Source organism: Wolbachia endosymbiont of Onchocerca ochengi (genome assembly GCF_000306885.1).
Classification (GTDB): domain Bacteria; phylum Pseudomonadota; class Alphaproteobacteria; order Rickettsiales; family Anaplasmataceae; genus Wolbachia.
Genome location: NC_018267.1, coordinates 938,417 through 957,990, shown reverse-complemented (window position 1 = coordinate 957,990; position 19,574 = coordinate 938,417). Strand labels below are relative to the sequence as shown.

19 protein-coding genes, 2 tRNA genes and 1 pseudogene are annotated in these 19,574 nt (G+C 31.9%); 16 read left to right on the top strand and 6 right to left on the bottom strand.

Translation table 11 applies throughout. The features are described 5' to 3' along the window. Nucleotides 1-1,092 precede the first annotated feature (1,092 nt). The 3 genes from trxB to dapE form a co-directional block, all read right to left on the bottom strand. Nucleotides 1,093-2,049 carry a thioredoxin-disulfide reductase gene (gene trxB / locus WOO_RS03640; protein ID WP_014869319.1) on the bottom strand — a complete coding sequence of 319 codons (957 nt, stop codon included), beginning with the start codon at nucleotides 2,047-2,049 and terminating at the stop codon, nucleotides 1,093-1,095. Next, entirely contained in the window at nucleotides 2,050-2,649 is a 600-nt protein-coding gene (locus tag WOO_RS03635; RefSeq protein ID WP_014869318.1) for a peroxiredoxin, read from the bottom strand. It lies immediately after the preceding gene. 117 nt (nucleotides 2,650-2,766) lie between these two features. Beyond that, entirely contained in the window at nucleotides 2,767-3,972 is a 1,206-nt protein-coding gene (gene dapE, locus WOO_RS03630; protein WP_014869317.1) for a succinyl-diaminopimelate desuccinylase, read from the bottom strand. Between the two features lie 42 nt (nucleotides 3,973-4,014). Between dapE and WOO_RS04335 the strand changes: the two are divergent. After that, nucleotides 4,015-5,355, top strand: a pseudogene (locus tag WOO_RS04335) (iron-containing alcohol dehydrogenase). A 421-nt stretch (nucleotides 5,356-5,776) separates the two neighbouring features. Here WOO_RS04335 and WOO_RS04220 read toward each other — a convergent pair. Both WOO_RS04220 and WOO_RS04300 read right to left on the bottom strand, forming a co-directional pair. Next, on the bottom strand, nucleotides 5,777-6,025 hold the full coding sequence (locus WOO_RS04220) for a DNA-protecting protein DprA (protein ID WP_232500369.1): 249 nt from the start codon (nucleotides 6,023-6,025) through the stop codon (nucleotides 5,777-5,779). An 88-nt stretch (nucleotides 6,026-6,113) separates the two neighbouring features. Continuing rightward, nucleotides 6,114-6,242 carry a hypothetical protein gene (locus WOO_RS04300; RefSeq protein WP_255325502.1) on the bottom strand — a complete coding sequence of 43 codons (129 nt, stop codon included), beginning with the start codon at nucleotides 6,240-6,242 and terminating at the stop codon, nucleotides 6,114-6,116. Nucleotides 6,243-6,562: 320 nt separating this feature from the next. On the opposite strand from WOO_RS04300, the gene WOO_RS03610 reads away from it, so the two are divergent. From WOO_RS03610 to fmt, 6 genes are all read left to right on the top strand, one after another. Further along, nucleotides 6,563-6,931: a ferredoxin family protein gene (locus tag WOO_RS03610; protein WP_014869316.1), complete on the top strand. Its 369-nt coding sequence runs from the start codon at nucleotides 6,563-6,565 to the stop codon at nucleotides 6,929-6,931. A 4,209-nt stretch (nucleotides 6,932-11,140) separates the two neighbouring features. Next, on the top strand, nucleotides 11,141-11,269 hold the full coding sequence (locus WOO_RS04295; RefSeq protein WP_255325501.1) for a hypothetical protein: 129 nt from the start codon (nucleotides 11,141-11,143) through the stop codon (nucleotides 11,267-11,269). Nucleotides 11,270-11,363: 94 nt separating this feature from the next. Then, the gene (locus tag WOO_RS04215; RefSeq protein WP_232500368.1) at nucleotides 11,364-11,579 is read left to right on the top strand and encodes a hypothetical protein; all 216 of its coding nucleotides are present in this window, start codon (nucleotides 11,364-11,366) and stop codon (nucleotides 11,577-11,579) included. Nucleotides 11,580-11,727: 148 nt separating this feature from the next. After that, nucleotides 11,728-11,934 (top strand): 50S ribosomal protein L35, encoded by a 207-nt coding sequence (gene rpmI / locus WOO_RS03600; protein ID WP_014869314.1) that lies wholly within the window; start codon nucleotides 11,728-11,730, stop codon nucleotides 11,932-11,934. Nucleotides 11,935-11,954: 20 nt separating this feature from the next. Continuing rightward, nucleotides 11,955-12,320: a 50S ribosomal protein L20 gene (rplT, locus tag WOO_RS03595; protein ID WP_014869313.1), complete on the top strand. Its 366-nt coding sequence runs from the start codon at nucleotides 11,955-11,957 to the stop codon at nucleotides 12,318-12,320. A 19-nt stretch (nucleotides 12,321-12,339) separates the two neighbouring features. Then, nucleotides 12,340-13,248, top strand: a complete 909-nt coding sequence (fmt, locus tag WOO_RS03590; RefSeq protein ID WP_044135445.1) for a methionyl-tRNA formyltransferase — start codon at nucleotides 12,340-12,342, stop codon at nucleotides 13,246-13,248. Nucleotides 13,249-13,345: 97 nt separating this feature from the next. On the opposite strand, the gene WOO_RS03585 is transcribed toward fmt, so the two are convergent. Then, nucleotides 13,346-13,834, bottom strand: a complete 489-nt coding sequence (locus WOO_RS03585; protein WP_014869311.1) for a hypothetical protein — start codon at nucleotides 13,832-13,834, stop codon at nucleotides 13,346-13,348. A gap of 217 nt (nucleotides 13,835-14,051) precedes the next feature. On the opposite strand from WOO_RS03585, the gene carA reads away from it, so the two are divergent. The 9 genes from carA (at nucleotide 14,052) to rplB (ending at nucleotide 19,571) form a co-directional block, all read left to right on the top strand. Then, a complete protein-coding gene (carA, locus tag WOO_RS03580) occupies nucleotides 14,052-15,227 on the top strand; it encodes a glutamine-hydrolyzing carbamoyl-phosphate synthase small subunit (RefSeq protein ID WP_014869310.1) in 1,176 nt (391 codons plus the stop codon). Nucleotides 15,228-15,341: 114 nt separating this feature from the next. After that, nucleotides 15,342-15,424 (top strand) — tRNA-Tyr (locus tag WOO_RS03575). 4 nt (nucleotides 15,425-15,428) lie between these two features. Further along, nucleotides 15,429-15,500 (top strand) — tRNA-Gly (locus WOO_RS03570). Nucleotides 15,501-15,577: 77 nt separating this feature from the next. Next, nucleotides 15,578-16,750, top strand: coding sequence for an elongation factor Tu (tuf, locus tag WOO_RS03565; RefSeq protein ID WP_014869309.1), 1,173 nt, complete (start codon nucleotides 15,578-15,580; stop codon nucleotides 16,748-16,750). Between the two features lie 15 nt (nucleotides 16,751-16,765). Continuing rightward, nucleotides 16,766-17,122, top strand: a complete 357-nt coding sequence (rpsJ, locus tag WOO_RS03560; protein WP_014869308.1) for a 30S ribosomal protein S10 — start codon at nucleotides 16,766-16,768, stop codon at nucleotides 17,120-17,122. After that, on the top strand, nucleotides 17,119-17,844 hold the full coding sequence (gene rplC / locus WOO_RS03555; RefSeq protein ID WP_014869307.1) for a 50S ribosomal protein L3: 726 nt from the start codon (nucleotides 17,119-17,121) through the stop codon (nucleotides 17,842-17,844). Before rpsJ ends, rplC begins: the two co-directional genes overlap by 4 nt. A 2-nt stretch (nucleotides 17,845-17,846) precedes the next feature. Further along, nucleotides 17,847-18,461: a 50S ribosomal protein L4 gene (rplD, locus tag WOO_RS03550; RefSeq protein WP_014869306.1), complete on the top strand. Its 615-nt coding sequence runs from the start codon at nucleotides 17,847-17,849 to the stop codon at nucleotides 18,459-18,461. After that, nucleotides 18,458-18,745: a 50S ribosomal protein L23 gene (locus tag WOO_RS03545; protein ID WP_014869305.1), complete on the top strand. Its 288-nt coding sequence runs from the start codon at nucleotides 18,458-18,460 to the stop codon at nucleotides 18,743-18,745. Before rplD ends, WOO_RS03545 begins: the two co-directional genes overlap by 4 nt. A 1-nt stretch (nucleotide 18,746) precedes the next feature. Further along, complete coding sequence (rplB, locus tag WOO_RS03540; protein ID WP_014869304.1) at nucleotides 18,747-19,571, top strand: 50S ribosomal protein L2; 825 nt, start codon at nucleotides 18,747-18,749, stop codon at nucleotides 19,569-19,571. Nucleotides 19,572-19,574 lie beyond the last annotated feature (3 nt).

Here is a 19,574-nt window from a genome sequence, read left to right as displayed (position 1 = left end):
TTTCTAACTTTTTCCCTTGTAAGTTGAATATCTTTCTTCCTTTAAATTCACCTAAAAGGTTCTATGCAAATTGTTCATTATTTGTCTTTCTAGGAAATTTTTTACTTAAGCGTTTTTAATAGTGCTTAATCAGATCGTGAATGTTCCTCAACATAACAGCAATAACTGCATAATTTATGAAACAGCTATCTTTCACCAATTTTTTCATATTACTTAAACCTCTTTACTATAGAAGAAGTTAATTGTTTCTTAATAGCAAGTTTAACTAATTTATCTTAATCGTATGTTTTATTGCTCTATTGTAGGCGTTGATTTTATTTGATAATCTAGATTTTATGTTTTTAAAAGTTTAGTCAATACTTCTTTTTTTATTTTCTATTCTTTCTTCTAATGAGGTCGGAATAGCTTGTGCTTTTTAAGATTTTAATTATATTATATACTTAAACTCTCTTACAGCATGACCTTAGGGCCTTTATTCTTACAATTTCTAATATCAATTTTAATATCTAAGATATACAAGTAATTTTTCCACTATCTCTAGCTCTAATTTGGCAGACAATACATAAAAACTGCATACTAGCTATAATGCATCTAAGTCGTAAAAATGCAGCACCGCGAAAAGCATCTAGTGTACCATAATTGCTCTCCTCATGTGTAACTTGCTTATTTTCTTAATGTAATTTATCAATTACTACTGACAGTAATAGATGTTAGAAATAGATACATCAAAAAGCGTTATACCTTTACCTTCTTAGTCAAACGTACCAACATCCGTACTTTTTTTCAGAGGTTGTTGTTTTAAACCTTCCAAGGTCTTCATCATCAATAGCCTAAAATAACTTTTTTATTGGCATATTAAGTGGTTTTTGAAGTTTTTTAATTAAATTGTTTGCTATTATATTGTTTACTATCTTAGCAACATTTACTTGCTCTTTCTATATGGTTTTCTGCCTACTGATTAAAAAGATATTCTCTATATTAAACATGTTAAAAACGTTCTTAATGACTTACCATTATTGTGCAACAAAAAAAGAAAATAATAATAAAACTCTCTCTTCTTTTATCGGAGGTACTTCGTATATTTTCTGTTTTTTAACTCTTTACGCTTGTACACCCTAGAAATTTTTCTGCATCAAGCGCAGCCATGCACCCTGTGCCCGCTGCAACTACTGCCTGCCGGTACACCTTATCTTGAACATCGCCTGCAGCAAACACTCCTGTCCTACTGGTTAGAGTTGTACCAGGCCTTGTAACTACGTAACCTTGCTGATCCATTTCAACAAATCCTTTTAAAATACCTGTATTTGGTGTATGCCCAATTGCAATAAATACTCCATCCACTTTCATTTTTTGGATTTTATTAGTCTCTGTTGATTTAATTATAATACCAGTAACTTTTTTCGGATTTTCTTCTCCAAGAATTTGCTCTACAGTATGATTCCATATTACTTTTATCTTATCTTTTCTAAAGAGCCTATCTTGTATTATCTTTTCTGCTCTTAATTTATTGCGCCTGTGTATCAGTATAACTTCTTTGGCAAATCGAGTTAAAAACATTGCCTCTTCAGCAGAGGTATTTCCACCACCAACTACAGCTACGACTTTATTTTTAAAAAATGCACCGTCACAAGTTGCACAAGCTGAAACTCCATAACCTTGAAATTCTTTTTCACTCTTGAGACCAAGCCATTTCGCTTGTGCACCAGATGCAATTATAATTGCATCTGAATAGTAATTATTAGTCTTACCAAAAGACTTGAACCTATATTCATTAGAACCTTTAAGGTGTTCAATACTTGTTATTTCATCGTCTACTATTTTTGCACCAAATTTCTTTGCATGCAACTTCTTTTGTTCCATGAGCTCTGAGCCTTGTATTGAAATGAAACCAGGATAATTTTCAACATCTGTAGTAATCATAAGTTGACCACCAGGTTGCATTCCAGTTACTACAATTGGCTCTAAATTTGCACGCGCTGCATATATAGCAGCAGCGTAACCAGCTACCCCAGAACCAATAATAAGAACTTTTGTACTAAATAGCCCCATCTACAATTCTTCACTATATGAATTTAAGTAATCGGCTATCCCTTCGTTGCTTGCTTGTATTGCTGGTTTACCTTTTTTCCATCCTGCTGGACATACTTCACCATACTCTTTGTTATGCTTAATCGCATCAACAATCCTAATAAACTCATCAATATTGCGTCCTAGAGGTAAATCATTTATTGACTGATGACGTATGATAAATTTATCATCAATAACAAAAGTAGCTCTTAGTGCAATTGAGTTATCATATAATACTTCATAGTCTTTTGATATAGACTTTTTGATATCAGACACCAAAGTATAGCTAACCTCTCCAATACCTCCATCATTGACTGGAGTCTCTCGCCACTTATAATGTGAGAATTTTGAGTCTACACTTACTCCTATGACTTCAACGCCACGTTTTGAAAAATCTTCTATTTTATTACTAAACGATATCAATTCAGTTGGACAGACAAAAGTAAAATCTAGTGGATAGAAAAAAAGGACAGCATATTTATCTTTTATGTGTTTGCTTAAACAGAAGTCATCAACTATTTCTCCATCAGAAAGAACAGCAGGGGCAGTGAAATCAATAGCAGGCTTTGTCACAAGATTCATAACTAACCTCTTCATTTTAAAACAATTATAATTTTACAATATAATGAATTTACATGCAAGTTTTCTTTTTTCTTCAGGAATTTTTCCAGTTAACTTTCTACTAGCATGAAATACGCCTTAAGCTAGCAATGGACCATCAGGCATATTGCTAATTACATTAATCTGATTTACTATCTTGTTAGTGGGGTAAAAATAATTTTTTATAAATTCCTTATATATAGTTGTTAATTTATGTATATCATCTACTAACACGCATTCATTTACTTGGTGTGTGGTTTTGTTGACCATACCAAATTCAACCACTGGGCAAACATTTTTGATAAATGCAGCATCAGACGTGCCACCACTCGTGCTCATTACAGCATCAATATTGGTAACTTTATTTATTGCATCAAGCATAATATCAATATTCTTATCAGGAATAGAAAGAAAGGCGCCTCTATTGTTGTAAATAGAAAGCTTATAATTGTTAGTTACGCTGGAGCATATCTTATTGACTAACTTAAATAAAGTATCAGGCGTTTGTATATCATTATACCGAATGTTGAAATTTGCAACTATTAAATCGGGTATTAGGTTGTCAGTATTATTTCCAACATCAATAGTAGTAACCTCACAATTTGAAGGCTGAAAATATTTATTACCATTATCAAGAGTAGTATTTCTTATCTTACTCAATATTGATATCATCTTATATATTGGATTATCAGCTAAATCTGGGTAGGCAACATGTCCTTGTTTTCCATGGCAAGTTAATTTGAATGTTGCAGATCCTCTTCTGCCTATTTTTATAGTGTCGCCTAGTTTTTCATTGCTGGTTGGTTCAGCAATTACACAATAGTCCATCTTTTTTTGTTTACTTTCCATCCACTCTAAAATTGCTTTTGTTCCATATTCTTCCATGCTTTCTTCAGCACTGGTAATCAATGCACTTATCGAACCGTTAAACTGAGATTTTCCTGCAACAAAGTTTACCATAGCAGCAATAAATGCAGCTACTCCACTTTTCATATCAGCTGCTCCTCTTCCATACAATATTCCATCTCTAACTTTTGGATTAAATGGATCAGATGTCCAGTTTTTTAATTGACCTGGTGGCACAACATCAACATGTCCAGCAAAACATAAATTTGGCACTCCATTTATATATTTTGCATAGAGATTTTTAACTTTAGCTTCGCTATCACCAAACTCTAAAATCTTACACTTAAAGCCACTTTTCTTAAGAATTGTTGCTATATGTTCTATTGCTCCATCATCTTTTGGTGTTATGCTCTTAAAAGAAATCAACTTCTTAGTTAGCTCTACAGGATCAATCTTCATGTCAATCTTGAAATACTGATACTATTATAATATAAACATACTATGCATTATTTAAAACAAATATTACACCAAGCTAAGCAAACTTTTATAAGTGAAATAATAGTAGATCATCATCTTGTTGATAGTATACATAAAATATGTACTAAATATGGGAATAATATTTTGCTAGTTGCAGATGAAAATACGGCAGAGTTTTTGAGCAAAAACATATTTAATAAAATTTCTCACTTCATTATTCCTAGTAATATCATTAGCTCTCTTGCAAGACCTTATGTTGTTTTGAATGCTTCTAAAATTTAGTCATCTCAGTGCTCCGACATTAGGATCCAGAAAAAAAAGAGTATGGGTTCCAGTGTTAAGCACTGGAATAATGCCAACTAAGGAAACGATGGTAAACAGAGTTACTTCTCTTGAAACCGTTAATCTAGTTAGAAGTAGGGCAAAGGATAGTGATTTAATAGTTGCACTTAGTAGTGGTACTGTTAACGATATCTGTAAGTACGCGAGCTATCTCGAAGGTAAAAACTACATATCCTTTCCAACAGCTGCTTCTATGAATGGGTATACCTCTTCAAACGCTTCTATCTTAGTAGATGGATATAAAAAATTTTTAGTAGCACACCTTCCAAGGGCAATATATATTGATACCAATATAATTACCAATGCACCATTGCGCCTAACATTGAGTGGATTGCGGATTTTATCTGCCGTTCAACAGTGCAAGCTGATTGGCTATTATCTCATCTACTACTTGGCACGGAATATAATGAATTGCCTTTTATACTTGTTTGTGATCTGGAGGAAGCTTTACTCAGAGAGTATTTGGCACTTGCAGAAAAAAGCAAAAAGGTAGTTTTATTACTTATGGAAGCTCTACTGATTTCAGGACTTGGGATGGTAATATCAAAAGGCAGCTATTCTGCAAGTCAAGGAGAGCATATGATAGCTCACACAATGGAGATGGTAACAAAAGATTATTCTTCTTCATTACATGGAGAAAAAATTGCTGTTACAATGATCACTATGGCTAATTTACAGGAAGAGAATCAGTGTCATGCTGCTTCGATGATAGAGGGCTTAACAGAATGCTTTGGTAATACCGAATTTATAGAAATCCTAAAGCAGAAGCAAATTATGCAGCAAAAAATTAAAGAGATTATTCATAAGAATGGAATGATATTTCCAGCTTAATTAAGCAAAACCTATTACCTGTAAAACTTCTGCAGAAAATGTTTGAAGATTTGTCAATTCCACACTTACCAGAACATCTCCTGTTGGAATAAAGAGCAATATTGCAAAGTGGTTAGCCTTACGTTTACAGCAAGAGATAGATTCACCTTTCTTGACCTAGCTCACTGTATGGGGGAAAGTAAAATGTTGTAGCTAAAAATAATTTAAAAAATTGTTAATGCTTTATTTCTTGATAATCGCTCTATTTTACTTTCTAACTCTAGTTTTAAAAGAACAATTAAAACTAGGTTTATGGACAAACACGCTTTATCAATGTAGGCTTATCATCTTATTAAGAGATATAGAGTTGATATGACTAACTATGATTGACTTTGTTTGCTATAATTTTCTCGTGCTTTTAGTTAACAGTACAGCACTCAACATCGAATAAGCTTTTTTGCTGAGTAGGTGAACTGAACTTAATATTCTTTATTATGTCATTAGCGGATTTAATAAGTTTAGCATTGCTTTTGATCAGATAATTGCTTCCACTGCAGTGGGAGCTGGAGAAAATCTAAAAACCTTAAATGCTTTTATTTCCTGGTCTAAAGGAAAATTTGCTGTTGTTAGAAAATTAGGCTTTTAATGTTAAAATTACTATAAAACTTAGCAAAAGACTAGATATAATTTGATTCTTTTGAGGAAAATACTGAGGTTCTGACTTAGTAGCAAACGGAAGCTCAGTAATTTTTCTGTATAAATTAAAATTTTCCCTTATGCGAACTACATCAATCCTTTTTTTTATAGCAATGATTAGATAATTTCTATATATCAAATTGTTTGCTGCAATGCTTATTTCTTTTGCAAGTTCGGAAACTACCATAACCAGCTTCGCTTAAATTATGTGCTAGCTTATTGACAAGATTTTTCCTATTTGCTGAAGAATTACACTCATTGATTATTACAATTATCTAATGAATTAATGATGACATATCATCAGGTATAGTTATTATAAGTAGATAATCTCGTATACTTCTTAAAAAGTTAGGACGCACATGGATTGCATGTAGGCATGACTTTATCTCTAATTTTCTCTGCATTGTTGATTTCTTTCACGTATTTTGAACACTGCATATCTTTTTGTTGTTAATGAAAACCCATTCAGGTATTTTAGTTCTTTGCCTAATGACTTACATACTTTCTTCCGCACGAAAAATTTTATTGACCCTAAAGGCTTCTAGTCAAGCTTAACTATATCTCTAATTCTCTATTACTCAATTTATTTATTCTCATGAAGGAATTTTCTTCCACTTACTTGGAAGTAACCTAATAATATTTATTAACATTTAATCTATAATGAAAAGATTTGAATTTCTTATCAGTTTAGTGTACCCAAAATGTATAAATATACGCTACTTATATGACACATTTTATTACCGATAAATGCATAAAATGTAAATATACAGATTGTATAGAGGTGTGTCCTGTTGACTGCTTTTATGAGGGTAAAAACATGCTTGTAATTAATCCAGATGAGTGTATTGATTGTGGAGTGTGTATACCTGAATGTCCAGTAGATGCAATTGTAACTGATGATTCTGTAAAAGACATTTTAGAATTAGATGAAGAGTTGCTGAGCAGAGAACAAAGAAATTTCAAGTTGTTTTACAATATCAATGTAGAATATTCACAGAAATGGCCAAATATTACAGCTAAAAAGCAACCTTTGAGCACTGCAGAAGAGTATAAGGAAAAAAAGACAAAACAGCTTATTTTGTTGAGAATCTAGAGTAACTCTGTTAAAGAAAAAGAAAACTTTTCTTAATATCTTGTGCTGGTTGTTTTTGATCGCTGGAAGTGCTTATTTTGTTTGTATTTAATACTAGCTAGTTGACTTAGAAATAAATTAATCCAGATAGTAACACAGACAGTTTTATTGCTGTTTAACTATTAATAAGTGGATGAAACAGCGATATAGAGGACGGAACATGAATATTAAAGTTAAAGCAAACTGTGTGCAAAAACTACTAAATGTGTTTCAGTGTATTTGGTTAACCTAATTATATTTTTAGTTTGTCATTTATCATTTTGTTTATTAATTTTATTCATTTTCTCAGAAGACCTATTGCTAATATTTTCCATATCTTCTCTAATGCTGATATAGCCATTGGAAATTATTGATAAATTAAGGGACATGGGTAGTAGTATATGGCGATAAAGTAGTGAGTGAGAAATGAGGAAAGATATCTAATAGATTTAAGTAGAACGGAAGAATATTTCAGAGTCTTATATAAAGAAGTAAGGAGATTATTAAAATACAATGGAAGACAAATATTAAATGCGATTTTGCAGATATTATGATATTATGTAGAGGATATCAATGTAGGTACTTATTATTCAATTTTCTGTTGTGAAAAGCGGTGAATCCTTGAGAAATTGAATTATGAATTCTTGAACATATTTAAGAGAGAGATAAGAAGAGATAAACAGCTAAGCCTCGTATAAGTTAAAGTCAATCTGTCAAAACAGTAGGAAAAGGGGAGTTAAAAACTACGGTGAGGGTAGAAAAGTAAAAGGTAAGAAAAAAGGCATAGTAGACTTTAGATACACAGAGATACACTAACTAGGTTGCTATCAACAAGAAAGTAAGGATTTAAAAATACGGCTAAGAAAGCGGGTTGCAAAAAGGGCTTCTGCTTGGATCAACAGGAACAGAGGGCTATCAAAGAATAAGATTTATTTACAATATCTAGTAAAAATTTTATATATCTTGCTGTAATTAAGGTTATGGTAAAAAGTAATTTTTTTCAATTTTACTAATTTATGAAAAACTTCTAAGACAATTAACACCTCGGTAACAAGCCATCCTGTTTCTTAAGAGCACCTTTAGTGGCAAATTTTATACTTTGTATTCTAAGTATTTGAATTACTACTTTTATTGCAAACTTGAATGCTTCTTATACTGATTGAACTATTTTCGTTATAATATCAGCAAGTGATCTAAAGTCTTTTTTTACTCTGCTACCTTAAACAACTTTCTATGTTACTTTCTTGAATGTTTTTATTTTTTTAAAATTTTTGTACAGAGGTAACAAATTTCTTATCGTTTACGTGTGATGACTATAAAACTCTTGGCAATAAGATCTTCAAGGATGTCATTTTGGTTATTATTACATAAATGTTAGTCTCATTGTTCTATAAGGAGCTTTATCAAATCGGGAAGTTGTTCTTTGAAGTTTGCTCTTTATCTGATATCATAAACGTTTAATGGATAAGCTGATGTAAAAAGGTATTGGTGTTTCTATATTAAGACTTTCACCAGAATAACAGCATACTATAAATAGTAAAGTTTCTGAATTATGAGCATTATCATATCCATTACATTTTGTCTGCTCCTGTGTCTAATAATAACTTTGCTACTTCTTTGCTCTTACCTTTTTTGATATAAATAATACTATGGGTTTTCGCTATAGCTATCTTTCATATTAACGTTAGCTATCTTTTTTAATAAATATTTGATTAGTAGCACACGTGCAGCTTCTTTTTCTTTGTACTTAATTATGTTACTCAATAGCGTTTTTTCTGTGATATTATTGCAACTATTATATAACTTGAGCATTAAACTTGAATTGAACCGACAGTTCTTTTTACCATTCATATATGGCGCTAAAATTTTCTTTAACTAATTTTTTGTTTCCTCGTAAATTCAGTATAACTAACCTTACAGAATCAATGTTATTATTTATTCTTGCAAATGTATTGCTCAAATTTTTGAATTGAGACTCATTTTGTTGTGCTATATTACTAAGATGAAAATTGTTTAATAATATAATAAATCTAAAAGGTTAAGAGTTCTTGTCTTTAACACTTATATCTATCACCATGAAACATGGTTACATATAGTTTTGAAAAAGAGTTGGTGTTAAGTTATCAATGAACTACTTATAAAAACAAGTTTTATGGAAAGTAGAGTTAAAGCTTAGTCTATTTGGCTGATTAATAACCCAGTTGTTATAATCAATAACATGCAGATAATCTACACTTTATGTAAGTGTGAGTTTTGAAAAAGAACTTAGTCCTATAATCGTGCAAATTGCACTGGCTAATTCAGCATATACTTGAATTTTTGCCATCTTACAGTTTTTTCAGTAGAGCGATATTTAATATTTTCTTAGTGAAAAAATTACTTTTTTCTTATTATTAATTATGGTTCTTAGGTTTTTATTCCTATTAATAGTGAAAATATTTCTCATTAAATTTTATCTCAAGTATTAACTGCAATTGGAGCATCGTTTGGTTTTATTGTGGCTACTTATGTAAGCAGCACTTATTTTTTCCTTGTTCGGTTTGAATTGACGTTTTCACTAATGTAGACAATTCTAAGCTTTTCTGCACTAATAGTTCAAGTATTGTTCTTTAGCTTTCTTGCTAAGGTACATATTAGAAAGCCCGATTTATGCATGATGCTATTTTAGTATTTATGTTTTTTATCTAAACATCCTTTCGGAAAGCGGCTTTTAAAAAACATGTAATAAAGAGCTCCATAAAAATGGTAATATGCTTTGTGCTTGTGGTACTTGAAACCAAGGAGATATCTCTTAGATATAACCTTGATAGTCGATGGATGCTATTACTTCTAGAATATTTCTAGTGCTTAATACCTTGATGGGCTTGAAGATTATTGAGCAACTTAGTATTTAATACAATAGAGTCAGTATAGCAAGCTGCAATATTGTATAGTTTAGTCTTGTAATTGGTGCTTTAATTACAAATTGAATCTTGAATTTACTTGAAAATAGAAGATATGTCATTTCTGCTTCTACTCTGTTACAAGGTGTTTCAATTATTGTTTTACTATACAGTTATTTAAAAGTTTATATCATATGTTTTGAGTGTTGACGTTTGTTTTTTTGCAGAGTATATGTGCATGTTTTGTTGGAGGCGAAATTGTAAAACGAGGGACATTAGTACATCGTCATCTATTATTTCAACAGGTTTGTGTTTACTATGGAGGTAGAAGAGCCATAGCATCAATTTTAAGCACCTCTTGCAGATCATTAAATAGCGTTTTTATAATATTTAAAACGTTGGCAGTTACCAGTTAATATTTTTAATTTTATTATAGAAGAGATGTATCATGAAAATAAAGTAGCTGAATCTCGAGTTGATCATTGTATTTCATATTTATATATTATAATAAATTGTAAATTATGTTACGGTAAAAGATGTAACAGTAACTAAAACAATAATAGTTGAAGGTATAAATCAAGAAATCTAATTGTTGAAAGAAAACTCTGCTGTAATAATAGGCGATATATTGGATGAAGTAAAGGTAAGCTTATGAAATATTCTTGGTCAAAAAAAAGAAGGAAAGACCAGGAAATATATCGAAAACATCAAAAAAGTGATAATTTAAGCAAAAATTCAGTCTTTTTAAAATTCTTAAAAGTAATAAAAATTAATTAGTGGGTAGGAAAAATTTACTCTACGCTATTGGAAATAGTTACTGAAGAACTATACTTGAAACAACGTGTTTTAAAATTCTGTGAGAGTCAATTCTGTCAAATAAAACCTGTAAAACACAAAGGAAGGAGACTATATGATTATAAATGTATAGAAGGATTATAAGGAAGATAAAGCACATGCTATATGATAAAAAGTATATAATAGAAAGAGTACAAAAAGAATTTAATAATGGTATAAAAGTCAATCGTAGTTCGAATAATTTTATTATAAGAATTTACTGAATTAAGAGATTATTTAATCAGTAAAATAAATAGTGAGGAAAGTAGTGATGAATAGATATAGGTGTAGAGATGTAAATTTTGTGTTCATAGCCAAAAAGCTAACTGAAAAAGTGTGGACTTACGTTAAAAGCATCTGTATCACTTAAATAGTAGAGTAAAAATTTAATTAATAAGTACCTTTGCGATTAAGAAAAAATCAATAATTCACAATAAATTTAGCTTATATCTATGTTTTGTATGTGAATGTTAGAATGGAATTTTACACATGTGAAGAAAGAAGAATAGCAAATGTAGTGACTCAGTACTGGAATGAGGCAAAAGGATCAGATAAGAAGCTGGCCGGAAAGGCACAATACACAATACAGATATCGCTGAAATAATGGAATCTTTGGCAGCATTATTTTATTATCGAGGTTATATTTGTGAAAACGTAAGAGGAAAGGCTGTTCAATTTTATGGGTTTTAAAAAAAAATATGCGTATTGATAGTAAATATACAATTGATGCATTATTTTTGCAGTTATATAAAGTAGATGTAATCATTGATAAATTTGACTTTGTAGTAGATAGTGAGTGCTTGATCAATGAAAAGGAAGAAAGTGAAAGTATTAAAGTGAAGCAGATGTTGTTACCATTCGGAGATAAAAATATAACACATATACTGGGCTTGGTTACATCTAAGCTTCTTTAATATACAATTTTAGCTTGTGCTGTAGCTTTTAGATTGCATATTATAGCATTATAAGTTACAATGCTGTTTTATTCTTTAGTAAAGTTATTTATGCTATATTAGCTACTTTTCATAAAAAGCAGTTTAGTGATAATGTTTGTGAGTTTATATGAAGAAAATGAAATTAAAAACTAAATCTTCTGTTAAAAAACGTTTTAATCTTACAGCTAAAGGTAAAGTTATTTCTACTCAATCAGGCAAAAGACATGGTATGGTGAAAAGGAGTAAATCTAGCATTCGTAATCAGCGCGGTACGATAATTCTTGGTAAGTCTGACTCACGTATAGTTAAGCTTTATATACCTTATGGTGTCTAATAAAATGGAGGTAAAATAGAATGGTTAGAGTAAAACGTGGAGTTACTACTCACGCTCGTCATAAAAAAATATTAAAATTAGCAAAGGGATACAGGGGACGTGCAAAAAATTGTTACAGAATTGCTCTGCAAAAGGTTGAAAAAGCATTGCTGTACTCTTACAGGGATAGAAAAAATCGCAAGCGTGATTTTCGCAGTTTGTGGATAATACGTATTAATGCAGCAGTAAGAGAACATGGGCTTACTTATAGTAGGTTTATACATGGGCTTATGCTTGCTGGAATTGATTTAAATAGAAAAATTCTTGCTGAAATGGCTGTTAATTATAAAGATGATTTCACAAAATTAGTAGAAGCTGTTAGCAGCAAGTTAGTAGAAAATTCTTAAATCTCCTAAGCGAAGTAGAATGAGAGTTGTTTTTATGGGGTCGCCTGAATTTGCTGTTGGCACACTAAACCTATTATTAAAGTCAGAAAATGAGGTAATAGCAATATATACTAAGGCTCCAAAACCATCAGGGCGTGGGCAAAGGCTAACAAAATCTCCTGTACATGCTATCGCTGAAGAAAATGATATAGAGGTATGTACTCCTACGTCTCTAAAGTCTTTAATAGAGCAAGAAAAGCTTAGAAATTTTAAACCAGATATTGTAGTTGTTGTCTCATATGGATTGATTCTTCCAAAAGAAATTTTGAATGTTCCCAAATACGGTTGTATTAATATTCATCCTTCATTGTTGCCTAGATGGCGCGGTGCAGCTCCTATACAACGTGCAATTCTAGCAGGAGACCAAGAAACTGGGGTTAGCATTATACAGTTGAATGAAGGGTTGGATTCTGGTCCTATTTTAAAGCAGAAAAAGTTTATTATTGGAAAAAATGATAATTACAAGACGTTGTATGATAGATTATCTATATTAGGCAGTAATTTGCTGATGGAGATATTGAATAAAATTGAAAAACAGGTTCCTTTAGAACAGAGAGATGATAATGTATGTTACGCTGATAAAGTGGAAGATTATAGAATATATGCAAGTAATGCTTGTGAAGTTGCCTATAGGAAAGTTAAAGCGTTTTATCCTAAGGCGTTTGTCAAAATAGAAAACAAACGTCTCAGAATACTTGATGCTGATTTTAAAGTAAATCTATCTTTAACTTCAGCACAAGGTGAGATTATTAATGATGATATGCACATAAGCTTAAAAAGCGGCATTTTAATTCCTAAAGTGGTGCAAATGGAAGGAAGAAATCCTTGCACGGTTGCAGATTTTATCCGTGGTTTGAAATCAAGCATGATGAAAAAATTTATAGAGTAAGTGGACTCTACGTATATTCAATTTATGTTAGTAGGAGAAATGCAAACGAATTATACAATTTACTTGATTAATGTACTAAAGCAAACATCAAAGCAGGCTATACCTGGCAGCTTTGTGGTGAAATAAATTTCTCGACACTACTAATAACAAAATGAGTTGTACCATTAACTGCATTATCTAGTTTTTCATCTATGCTTTTGCCTATTTTCTCGCCTTTAAAAGGTTCATATAGAGCTAAAGCAGCTATGGCTGCACATGCTGAAGTCAAACCAGTTTGTACTAAAATAAGCAGTGATAATCCTCCTGCAAATATAGACATTAGCCCAATAGCTAAATTTGTGATTTTATCTTGTGTAGTTTTTTGCGTTACTTGATTTTGATCTGCCTGTTTATCCTTTAAGACATTCGATACTGCTTTAGAGATAATTTTTGTCGCTGTTGCTATAATTGAAGCTATAGCTAGCCCTATAACCATTTTTGCTAAAAGAAAAATTGATGATAGCGTTACTACGAGTAATAATAAACTAGCTGCTATAATGTGCCGCTTTTTATTTATTCTCTTAGATTGATCTTCATTATTGTACATCGCAAGCTCTTTATTCTGCTTAAAAAATAACTTATTTAAATTAACATGAAGTGTGAAAGTGGTCAAGACATGTTTTATGTAAGAGTATATTGAAAGTGTTTCTCATGTTATTCTTTACCCATTTACAATTACGGTTTAAAATTTTAGAAGGAGTTTTTTACCTATTGTATTGTTAAAAACTCTTATATACTACCTTGAATCAATTAGAGAGAATTAAGTGCAGGAAGCGGTTTTAGTTTTACAAAGTGGTAAATGCTTTTTGGGAAAGTCAATAGGTAAAAAGGGCAAGTGTGTAGGTGAGATCTGTTTTACTACTGGTGCTACTGGTTACCAGCACACTATAACTGATCCTTCTTTTGCTGATCAAATTATAATGTTTACTTTCCCTCATATTGGTAATATTGGGATAAACAGCAAAGATAATGAAGGAAAAAAAATTTTTGCAAGCGGTGTAATTATGCGTGAACTTTCTCCTGCATCTCATCCTTCTTCATATATTAGTTTAAATGATTGGTTAGAGAGAAATGATGTAGTTGGAATATCAGGAGTTGATACTAGAGCCTTAACGAGACACTTAAGGAAGTATGGGTATCAAAATGGAATAATATGTTCATTAACCTATCCTTCAGGGTGTAATGCTGGTGCCTATAGTGATCGCACTATTCAAGTGATAGAAGATCTATCAAACGAATTGGGTGAATATAAACCTATAAATGGAATGGAAATAATTGATGTAGTCAGTTTAAACAATGATATTAGTAAGTCTTCTGTTGTCCAAGTTACTGACACCGGAGCTCAAAATATTGAAAAGTATAAAGTCATAATAGTTGATTTTGGCGTGAAATCTAGTATAGTTTCACGCTTAATAGAACTTGGTTGCATAATTAAACTAATTAAGCCAGATAAAGGGTTTTCTCAAAGAATATTAAATATGTGTCCGGATGGCATAGTGCTTTCAAACGGTCCTGGTGATCCACAAGAAATAGGAGAGACCGTAACTCCAGAAATAAATGTCATTATAAAGTCCAAAATACCAATTCTTGGAATATGTATGGGTCATCAGTTACTTGCGATTGCCTTGGGAGCAAAAACTATTAAGATGAATATTGGTCACCGAGGGAGCAATCATCCAGTTTATAATATAAATAGCAGAAAAGTTGAGATCACTAGCCAAAATCATGGCTTTGTTGTTGATCCGTTTTTCTTACCAAGAAACGTAGAGATTACTCACATTTCTCTATTCGATAACAGTATAGAAGGAATAATGATGAAAAATTATCCAGTTTTCTCTGTGCAATACCATCCAGAAGAAGCGCCAGGTACTCATGATTCACATTATTTGTTTAGGTACTTTATTAACAATATTAAATTATATAAAATAAAGTCTGCATAATTAAAATTATTAAAGGTTTTACTGCTTGATTTTTTAATTTTAGGTATTTATTATTAAATATAATGAAGGATTAGGTTGAAATACTGGGACAATACTTTTTTAACAGGTTTTTATGGAGGGGTGACCGAGTGGTTAAAGGTAACAGACTGTAAATCTGTCCGCGAAAGCGTACATAGGTTCGAATCCTATCTCCTCCATTGTGCGGGTATAGCTTAATTGGTAGAGCTCTAGCCTTCCAAGCTAGTGAAGTGGGTTCGAATCCCACTATCCGCTCTTTTTTTGTTGTATTTTTATAAAATCAATATATTACATGTTGATGTATTTACATTTTAGGTAGAAGAATTTAGATTATGGCACGAATAGTAGAGGCATTTGGTAAGCCGCATGTAAATGTGGGAACAATAGGACATGTGGATCATGGAAAAACAACGTTAACAGCTGCGATAACGAAGTATTATGGAAATTTCGTAGCATATGATCAAATAGATAAAGCACCTGAAGAGAGAAAAAGGGGAATAACGATAGCAACAGCACATGTTGAGTATGAAACAGATAAGAGACACTATGCACATGTTGACTGTCCTGGGCATGCTGATTATGTGAAAAATATGATAGTAGGTGCAGCACAGATGGATGCAGCTATATTAGTAGTATCTGGAGTTGATGGATCAATGCCGCAAACAAGAGAGCACATATTACTTGCAAAGCAAGTTGGTGTTAAGTATATCGTTGTGTATATAAATAAAGCTGATGTGGCTGATCACGATATGATTGGTTTGGTAGAAATGGAAGTTAGAGAATTGCTGAGTAAGTATGAATTTCCTGGTAACGATGTTCCTGTGGTGATTGGGTCTGCATTAAAAGCTCTGGAAAATGGAGATAGTGAATATGGAAAGAGGTCAATAGAGAAACTAATGGAAAAGTTAGATGAATATGTGGCAGTTCCACCAAGGCCTGTGGATTTACCATTTTTAATGCCAATTGAGGATGTATTTTCAATACTGGGACGTGGAACAGTAGTAACAGGGAGGATAGAAAGGGGAGAAATAAGAACGGGCGAAGAGGTAGAGATAGTAGGTTTAAAAGCAACACGAAAGACGATATGTACAGGAGTAGAAATGTTTAAGAAGTGTCTAGATAAGGGATCTGCTGGATTAAATGTAGGGGTATTACTAAGAGGAACGAAAAGAGAAGAAGTAGAAAGGGGTCAAGTGTTGGCAAAGCCAAATTCAATAACACCGCACAAGAAGTTTAAGGCAGAGGTATATATATTAAAAAAAGAAGAGGGAGGAAGACATACACCATTTTTTGAAAATTATCAGCCGCAATTTTATATAAGAACTACAGATGTAACAGGAAGTATAAGATTGTTAAAAGGGAAAGAAATGGTAATGCCAGGAGATAATTTAAGTGTAGAAGTAGAATTGCAGGCAACGGTAGCAATGGATAAGGGATTGCGTTTTGCAATAAGAGAAGGTGGTAGAACCGTTGGTTCTGGTGTTGTTTCCGAAATTTTAGAATAAGTGGTGGTAACTAAGATGGAGCAAGAAATACACATTAAAATAGAAGCTTTTGATTGTTCAAGATTGGAAGAATATGTTAGAAAGTTTGTGCGTGAATTTAAGGATAAGTTAAAACATTCTGGCACAAGATTATCCGGTCCGGTTGCTTTACCAAGGAGCAATCTTAAATTTAATGTTAATAGATCTCCTCATGTTGATAAAAAATCTCGTGAACAACTTGAACGGAGGACTTCTAAGCGTTTGATTGTTTTATATAATCCTACTCCTACTATAGTACAAATGCTTGGAAGTTCATCTTTCCCTTCTCCTCTTCCTGGAGTAGAAGTTAATTCAAAAATTAAGAAGGTTATAAAGTTTAGGAAGAGGGAATGAAAAGAATAAGTTCACTGAAAAGAATTGGTTTGTTAATGAAAAATGTTGGTCATACTGCTATATATTATAATAGTGGTCATGTCGCTGTAACTTTATTATATCTCAATGAAACTTATATTGTTGATGTAAAAGAGCAGGATAAGTGTGGGTATAATTCAGTTATTTTAGGTACTGGAGATTTTAAAAATATTGCAAGGCCTCAGTTAGAATATTTGAAGAAAAGAGGAATAAAAAGTAGATGTAGGTTATATGAAAGTAGATTAAATAACCTCTCAGGGATAAGATGTGGTAAGAAAGTAGATGTTAGCCATTTTATAGTTGGTCAATATCTTGATATTACAGGATATTCGATTGGTAAAGGATTTGCTGGTGTAATAAAGCGGCATAATTTCAGTGGACTTAGAGCGTCTCATGGTGTTTCTATTGCTCATAGGTCGCAAGGTTCTACAGGTCAATGTCAGGATCCTGGTAGAGTCTTTAAAGGAAAGAAAATGGCTGGTCATTTAGGTAGTAGTAGGGTAACTGTACAGAATATGAAAGTATTATTTATTGATCATGAAAATAGTATTATTGCTATAAAAGGCAATAATGTTCCTGGATTTAGAAATTCTTACGTTTTTGTAAGGGACGCAGTTAAGAAGCCTTTACATAAAAATGCTCTTTTTTCAGTAAGTTTGCTGTTAGATACAAATGATGTTAATACTAGTAATTTGGTAAGTTAGTTATGGAATGTAAATTAGTTAGTTTGTCTAGTGGTGATGTAGGTGTTGTTCAGCTTAACCCTTTGATATTTTTTGTTAAACAAAAATTGAGTATTTTGCACGATATAGTTACATGGCAATTAGCAAAAAGAAGAGCTGGTACTCATAAAACAAGAGGTATCAGTGATATTTCTGGTACAACAGCTAAGCCTTATAGTCAAAAACGTACTGGTAGGGCAAGACAAGGTAGCTTACGATCTCCTCAATTTAGAGGTGGGGAAATTGTTTTTGGTCCTGTTGTGAGAAGTCATGCCTATTCTCTTAATAAAAAAGTGCGTAAGCTTGGTTTAAAAATCGCTTTATCTTTAAAATATTTTAATAATCAAATAATTGTTCTTGATAGTTTAGATATTAATATGGAGAAAACATCTGAAGTATGTAAATTTATTAAAAATTTTAAATTTTCTTCCTTTTTGATGGTTGGTGACTATGGAGATAATTTATTGCGGATTACTAGAAATTTGCATCATATAAACTTGATCAAGCCTATCGGATTAAACGTTTTTGATATATTAAATCATGAGTGCGTGATGCTAACAAATGATGCTTTAAAAGACCTTGAAGACAGGTTATTATGATAAAATATAATAATATAATTAAATGTCCTATAGTTACAGAGAAAGCTTCTTTTTTGAAAGAGAAATTTAATAAATATTCTTTGTATGTTTTTGTGAATGTAAATAAGCATAAAATAAAGTTGGCAATAGAATCTCTATTTAGAGTTAAAGTTTCCTCTATAAATGTTGTTATAGTTAGGCCTAAACGTAGGCGTTTTAAAGGTGTGTCTGGTTATGAAAAACAAAAAAAGAAGGTTTATTTTTCTTTAATAGATGGTCAAAAATTAAATATAATGAGTGTTTAATATGGGCGTAAAATTTCTTAATCCTGTTACTCCGTCTTCTCGTGGAACTGTGTTGATAAGTAGAGTTGGGTTGTCAAAAGGTAAGCCAGAGAAATCTCTTACATTTGGTAAGAAGTCTAGCGGTGGAAGGAATAATTGTGGTAGGATTACAACTTCTCATAAAGGTAGTGGCCATAAAAAAAAGTATAGAATTGTAGATTTTAAACGCAATAGAGGTGATCAAGGTATAGTTGAAAAAATAGAGTATGATCCGAATAGGAGTGGTTTTTTAGCGTTAATATTATATGGAAGTAGTAATACTAAATCTTATATATTAGCTCCTCAAAATGTAAAGCCTGGTGATTATGTGATGTCAAGTGATAGTGCTGATATAGTAGCAGGTAATTGTTTACCGTTAAAATGTATACCTATTGGTTCTTTTGTTCACGGTGTTGAATTGAAGCCAGGTAATGGTGCTGTAATTGCTCGAGCTGCTGGTTGTTATGCACAAATTGTCGGTCATGATGGTAACTATGTATTATTACGGTTAAGGTCTGGTCAAGTTAGATTGGTTTTATCTTCTTGTAAGGCTACTATTGGTGCAGTATCTAATCCTGATCGTAAGAATAGAAAACTGGGTAAAGCAGGGAGAAGTAGATGGTTGGGGATTAGACCTACTGTTCGTGGAGTTGCTATGAACCCAGTTGATCATCCTCATGGAGGTGGAGAAGGAAAAACCTCTGGTGGACGTCATCCTGTTACTCCTTGGGGTGTTGCAACAAAAGGAAAAAAAACTCGAAAGAAAAATAAATTTAGTAACAAGTATATAAAACAGTTGAAAGGTTAGTTT

Coding starts and splice junctions, on each gene's coding strand:
- WOO_RS03585 (WP_014869311.1), bottom strand. CDS start 13,834: ATGTACAATAATGAAGATCAATCTAAGAGAATAAATAAAAAGCGGCAC.
- rpmI (WP_014869314.1), top strand. CDS start 11,728: ATGAAGAAAATGAAATTAAAAACTAAATCTTCTGTTAAAAAACGTTTT.
- dapE (WP_014869317.1), bottom strand. CDS start 3,972: ATGAAGATTGATCCTGTAGAGCTAACTAAGAAGTTGATTTCTTTTAAG.
- WOO_RS03635 (WP_014869318.1), bottom strand. CDS start 2,649: ATGAATCTTGTGACAAAGCCTGCTATTGATTTCACTGCCCCTGCTGTT.
- fmt (WP_044135445.1), top strand. CDS start 12,340: ATGAGAGTTGTTTTTATGGGGTCGCCTGAATTTGCTGTTGGCACACTA.
- trxB (WP_014869319.1), bottom strand. CDS start 2,049: ATGGGGCTATTTAGTACAAAAGTTCTTATTATTGGTTCTGGGGTAGCT.
- rplD (WP_014869306.1), top strand. CDS start 17,847: ATGGAATGTAAATTAGTTAGTTTGTCTAGTGGTGATGTAGGTGTTGTT.
- rpsJ (WP_014869308.1), top strand. CDS start 16,766: ATGGAGCAAGAAATACACATTAAAATAGAAGCTTTTGATTGTTCAAGA.
- WOO_RS04215 (WP_232500368.1), top strand. CDS start 11,364: ATGCGTATTGATAGTAAATATACAATTGATGCATTATTTTTGCAGTTA.
- WOO_RS04295 (WP_255325501.1), top strand. CDS start 11,141: ATGGAATTTTACACATGTGAAGAAAGAAGAATAGCAAATGTAGTGACT.
- rplT (WP_014869313.1), top strand. CDS start 11,955: ATGGTTAGAGTAAAACGTGGAGTTACTACTCACGCTCGTCATAAAAAA.
- rplB (WP_014869304.1), top strand. CDS start 18,747: ATGGGCGTAAAATTTCTTAATCCTGTTACTCCGTCTTCTCGTGGAACT.
- WOO_RS04220 (WP_232500369.1), bottom strand. CDS start 6,025: ATGGTAGTTTCCGAACTTGCAAAAGAAATAAGCATTGCAGCAAACAAT.
- WOO_RS03545 (WP_014869305.1), top strand. CDS start 18,458: ATGATAAAATATAATAATATAATTAAATGTCCTATAGTTACAGAGAAA.
- rplC (WP_014869307.1), top strand. CDS start 17,119: ATGAAAAGAATAAGTTCACTGAAAAGAATTGGTTTGTTAATGAAAAAT.
- tuf (WP_014869309.1), top strand. CDS start 15,578: ATGGCACGAATAGTAGAGGCATTTGGTAAGCCGCATGTAAATGTGGGA.
- WOO_RS03610 (WP_014869316.1), top strand. CDS start 6,563: ATGACACATTTTATTACCGATAAATGCATAAAATGTAAATATACAGAT.
- WOO_RS04300 (WP_255325502.1), bottom strand. CDS start 6,242: ATGCAGAGAAAATTAGAGATAAAGTCATGCCTACATGCAATCCATGTG.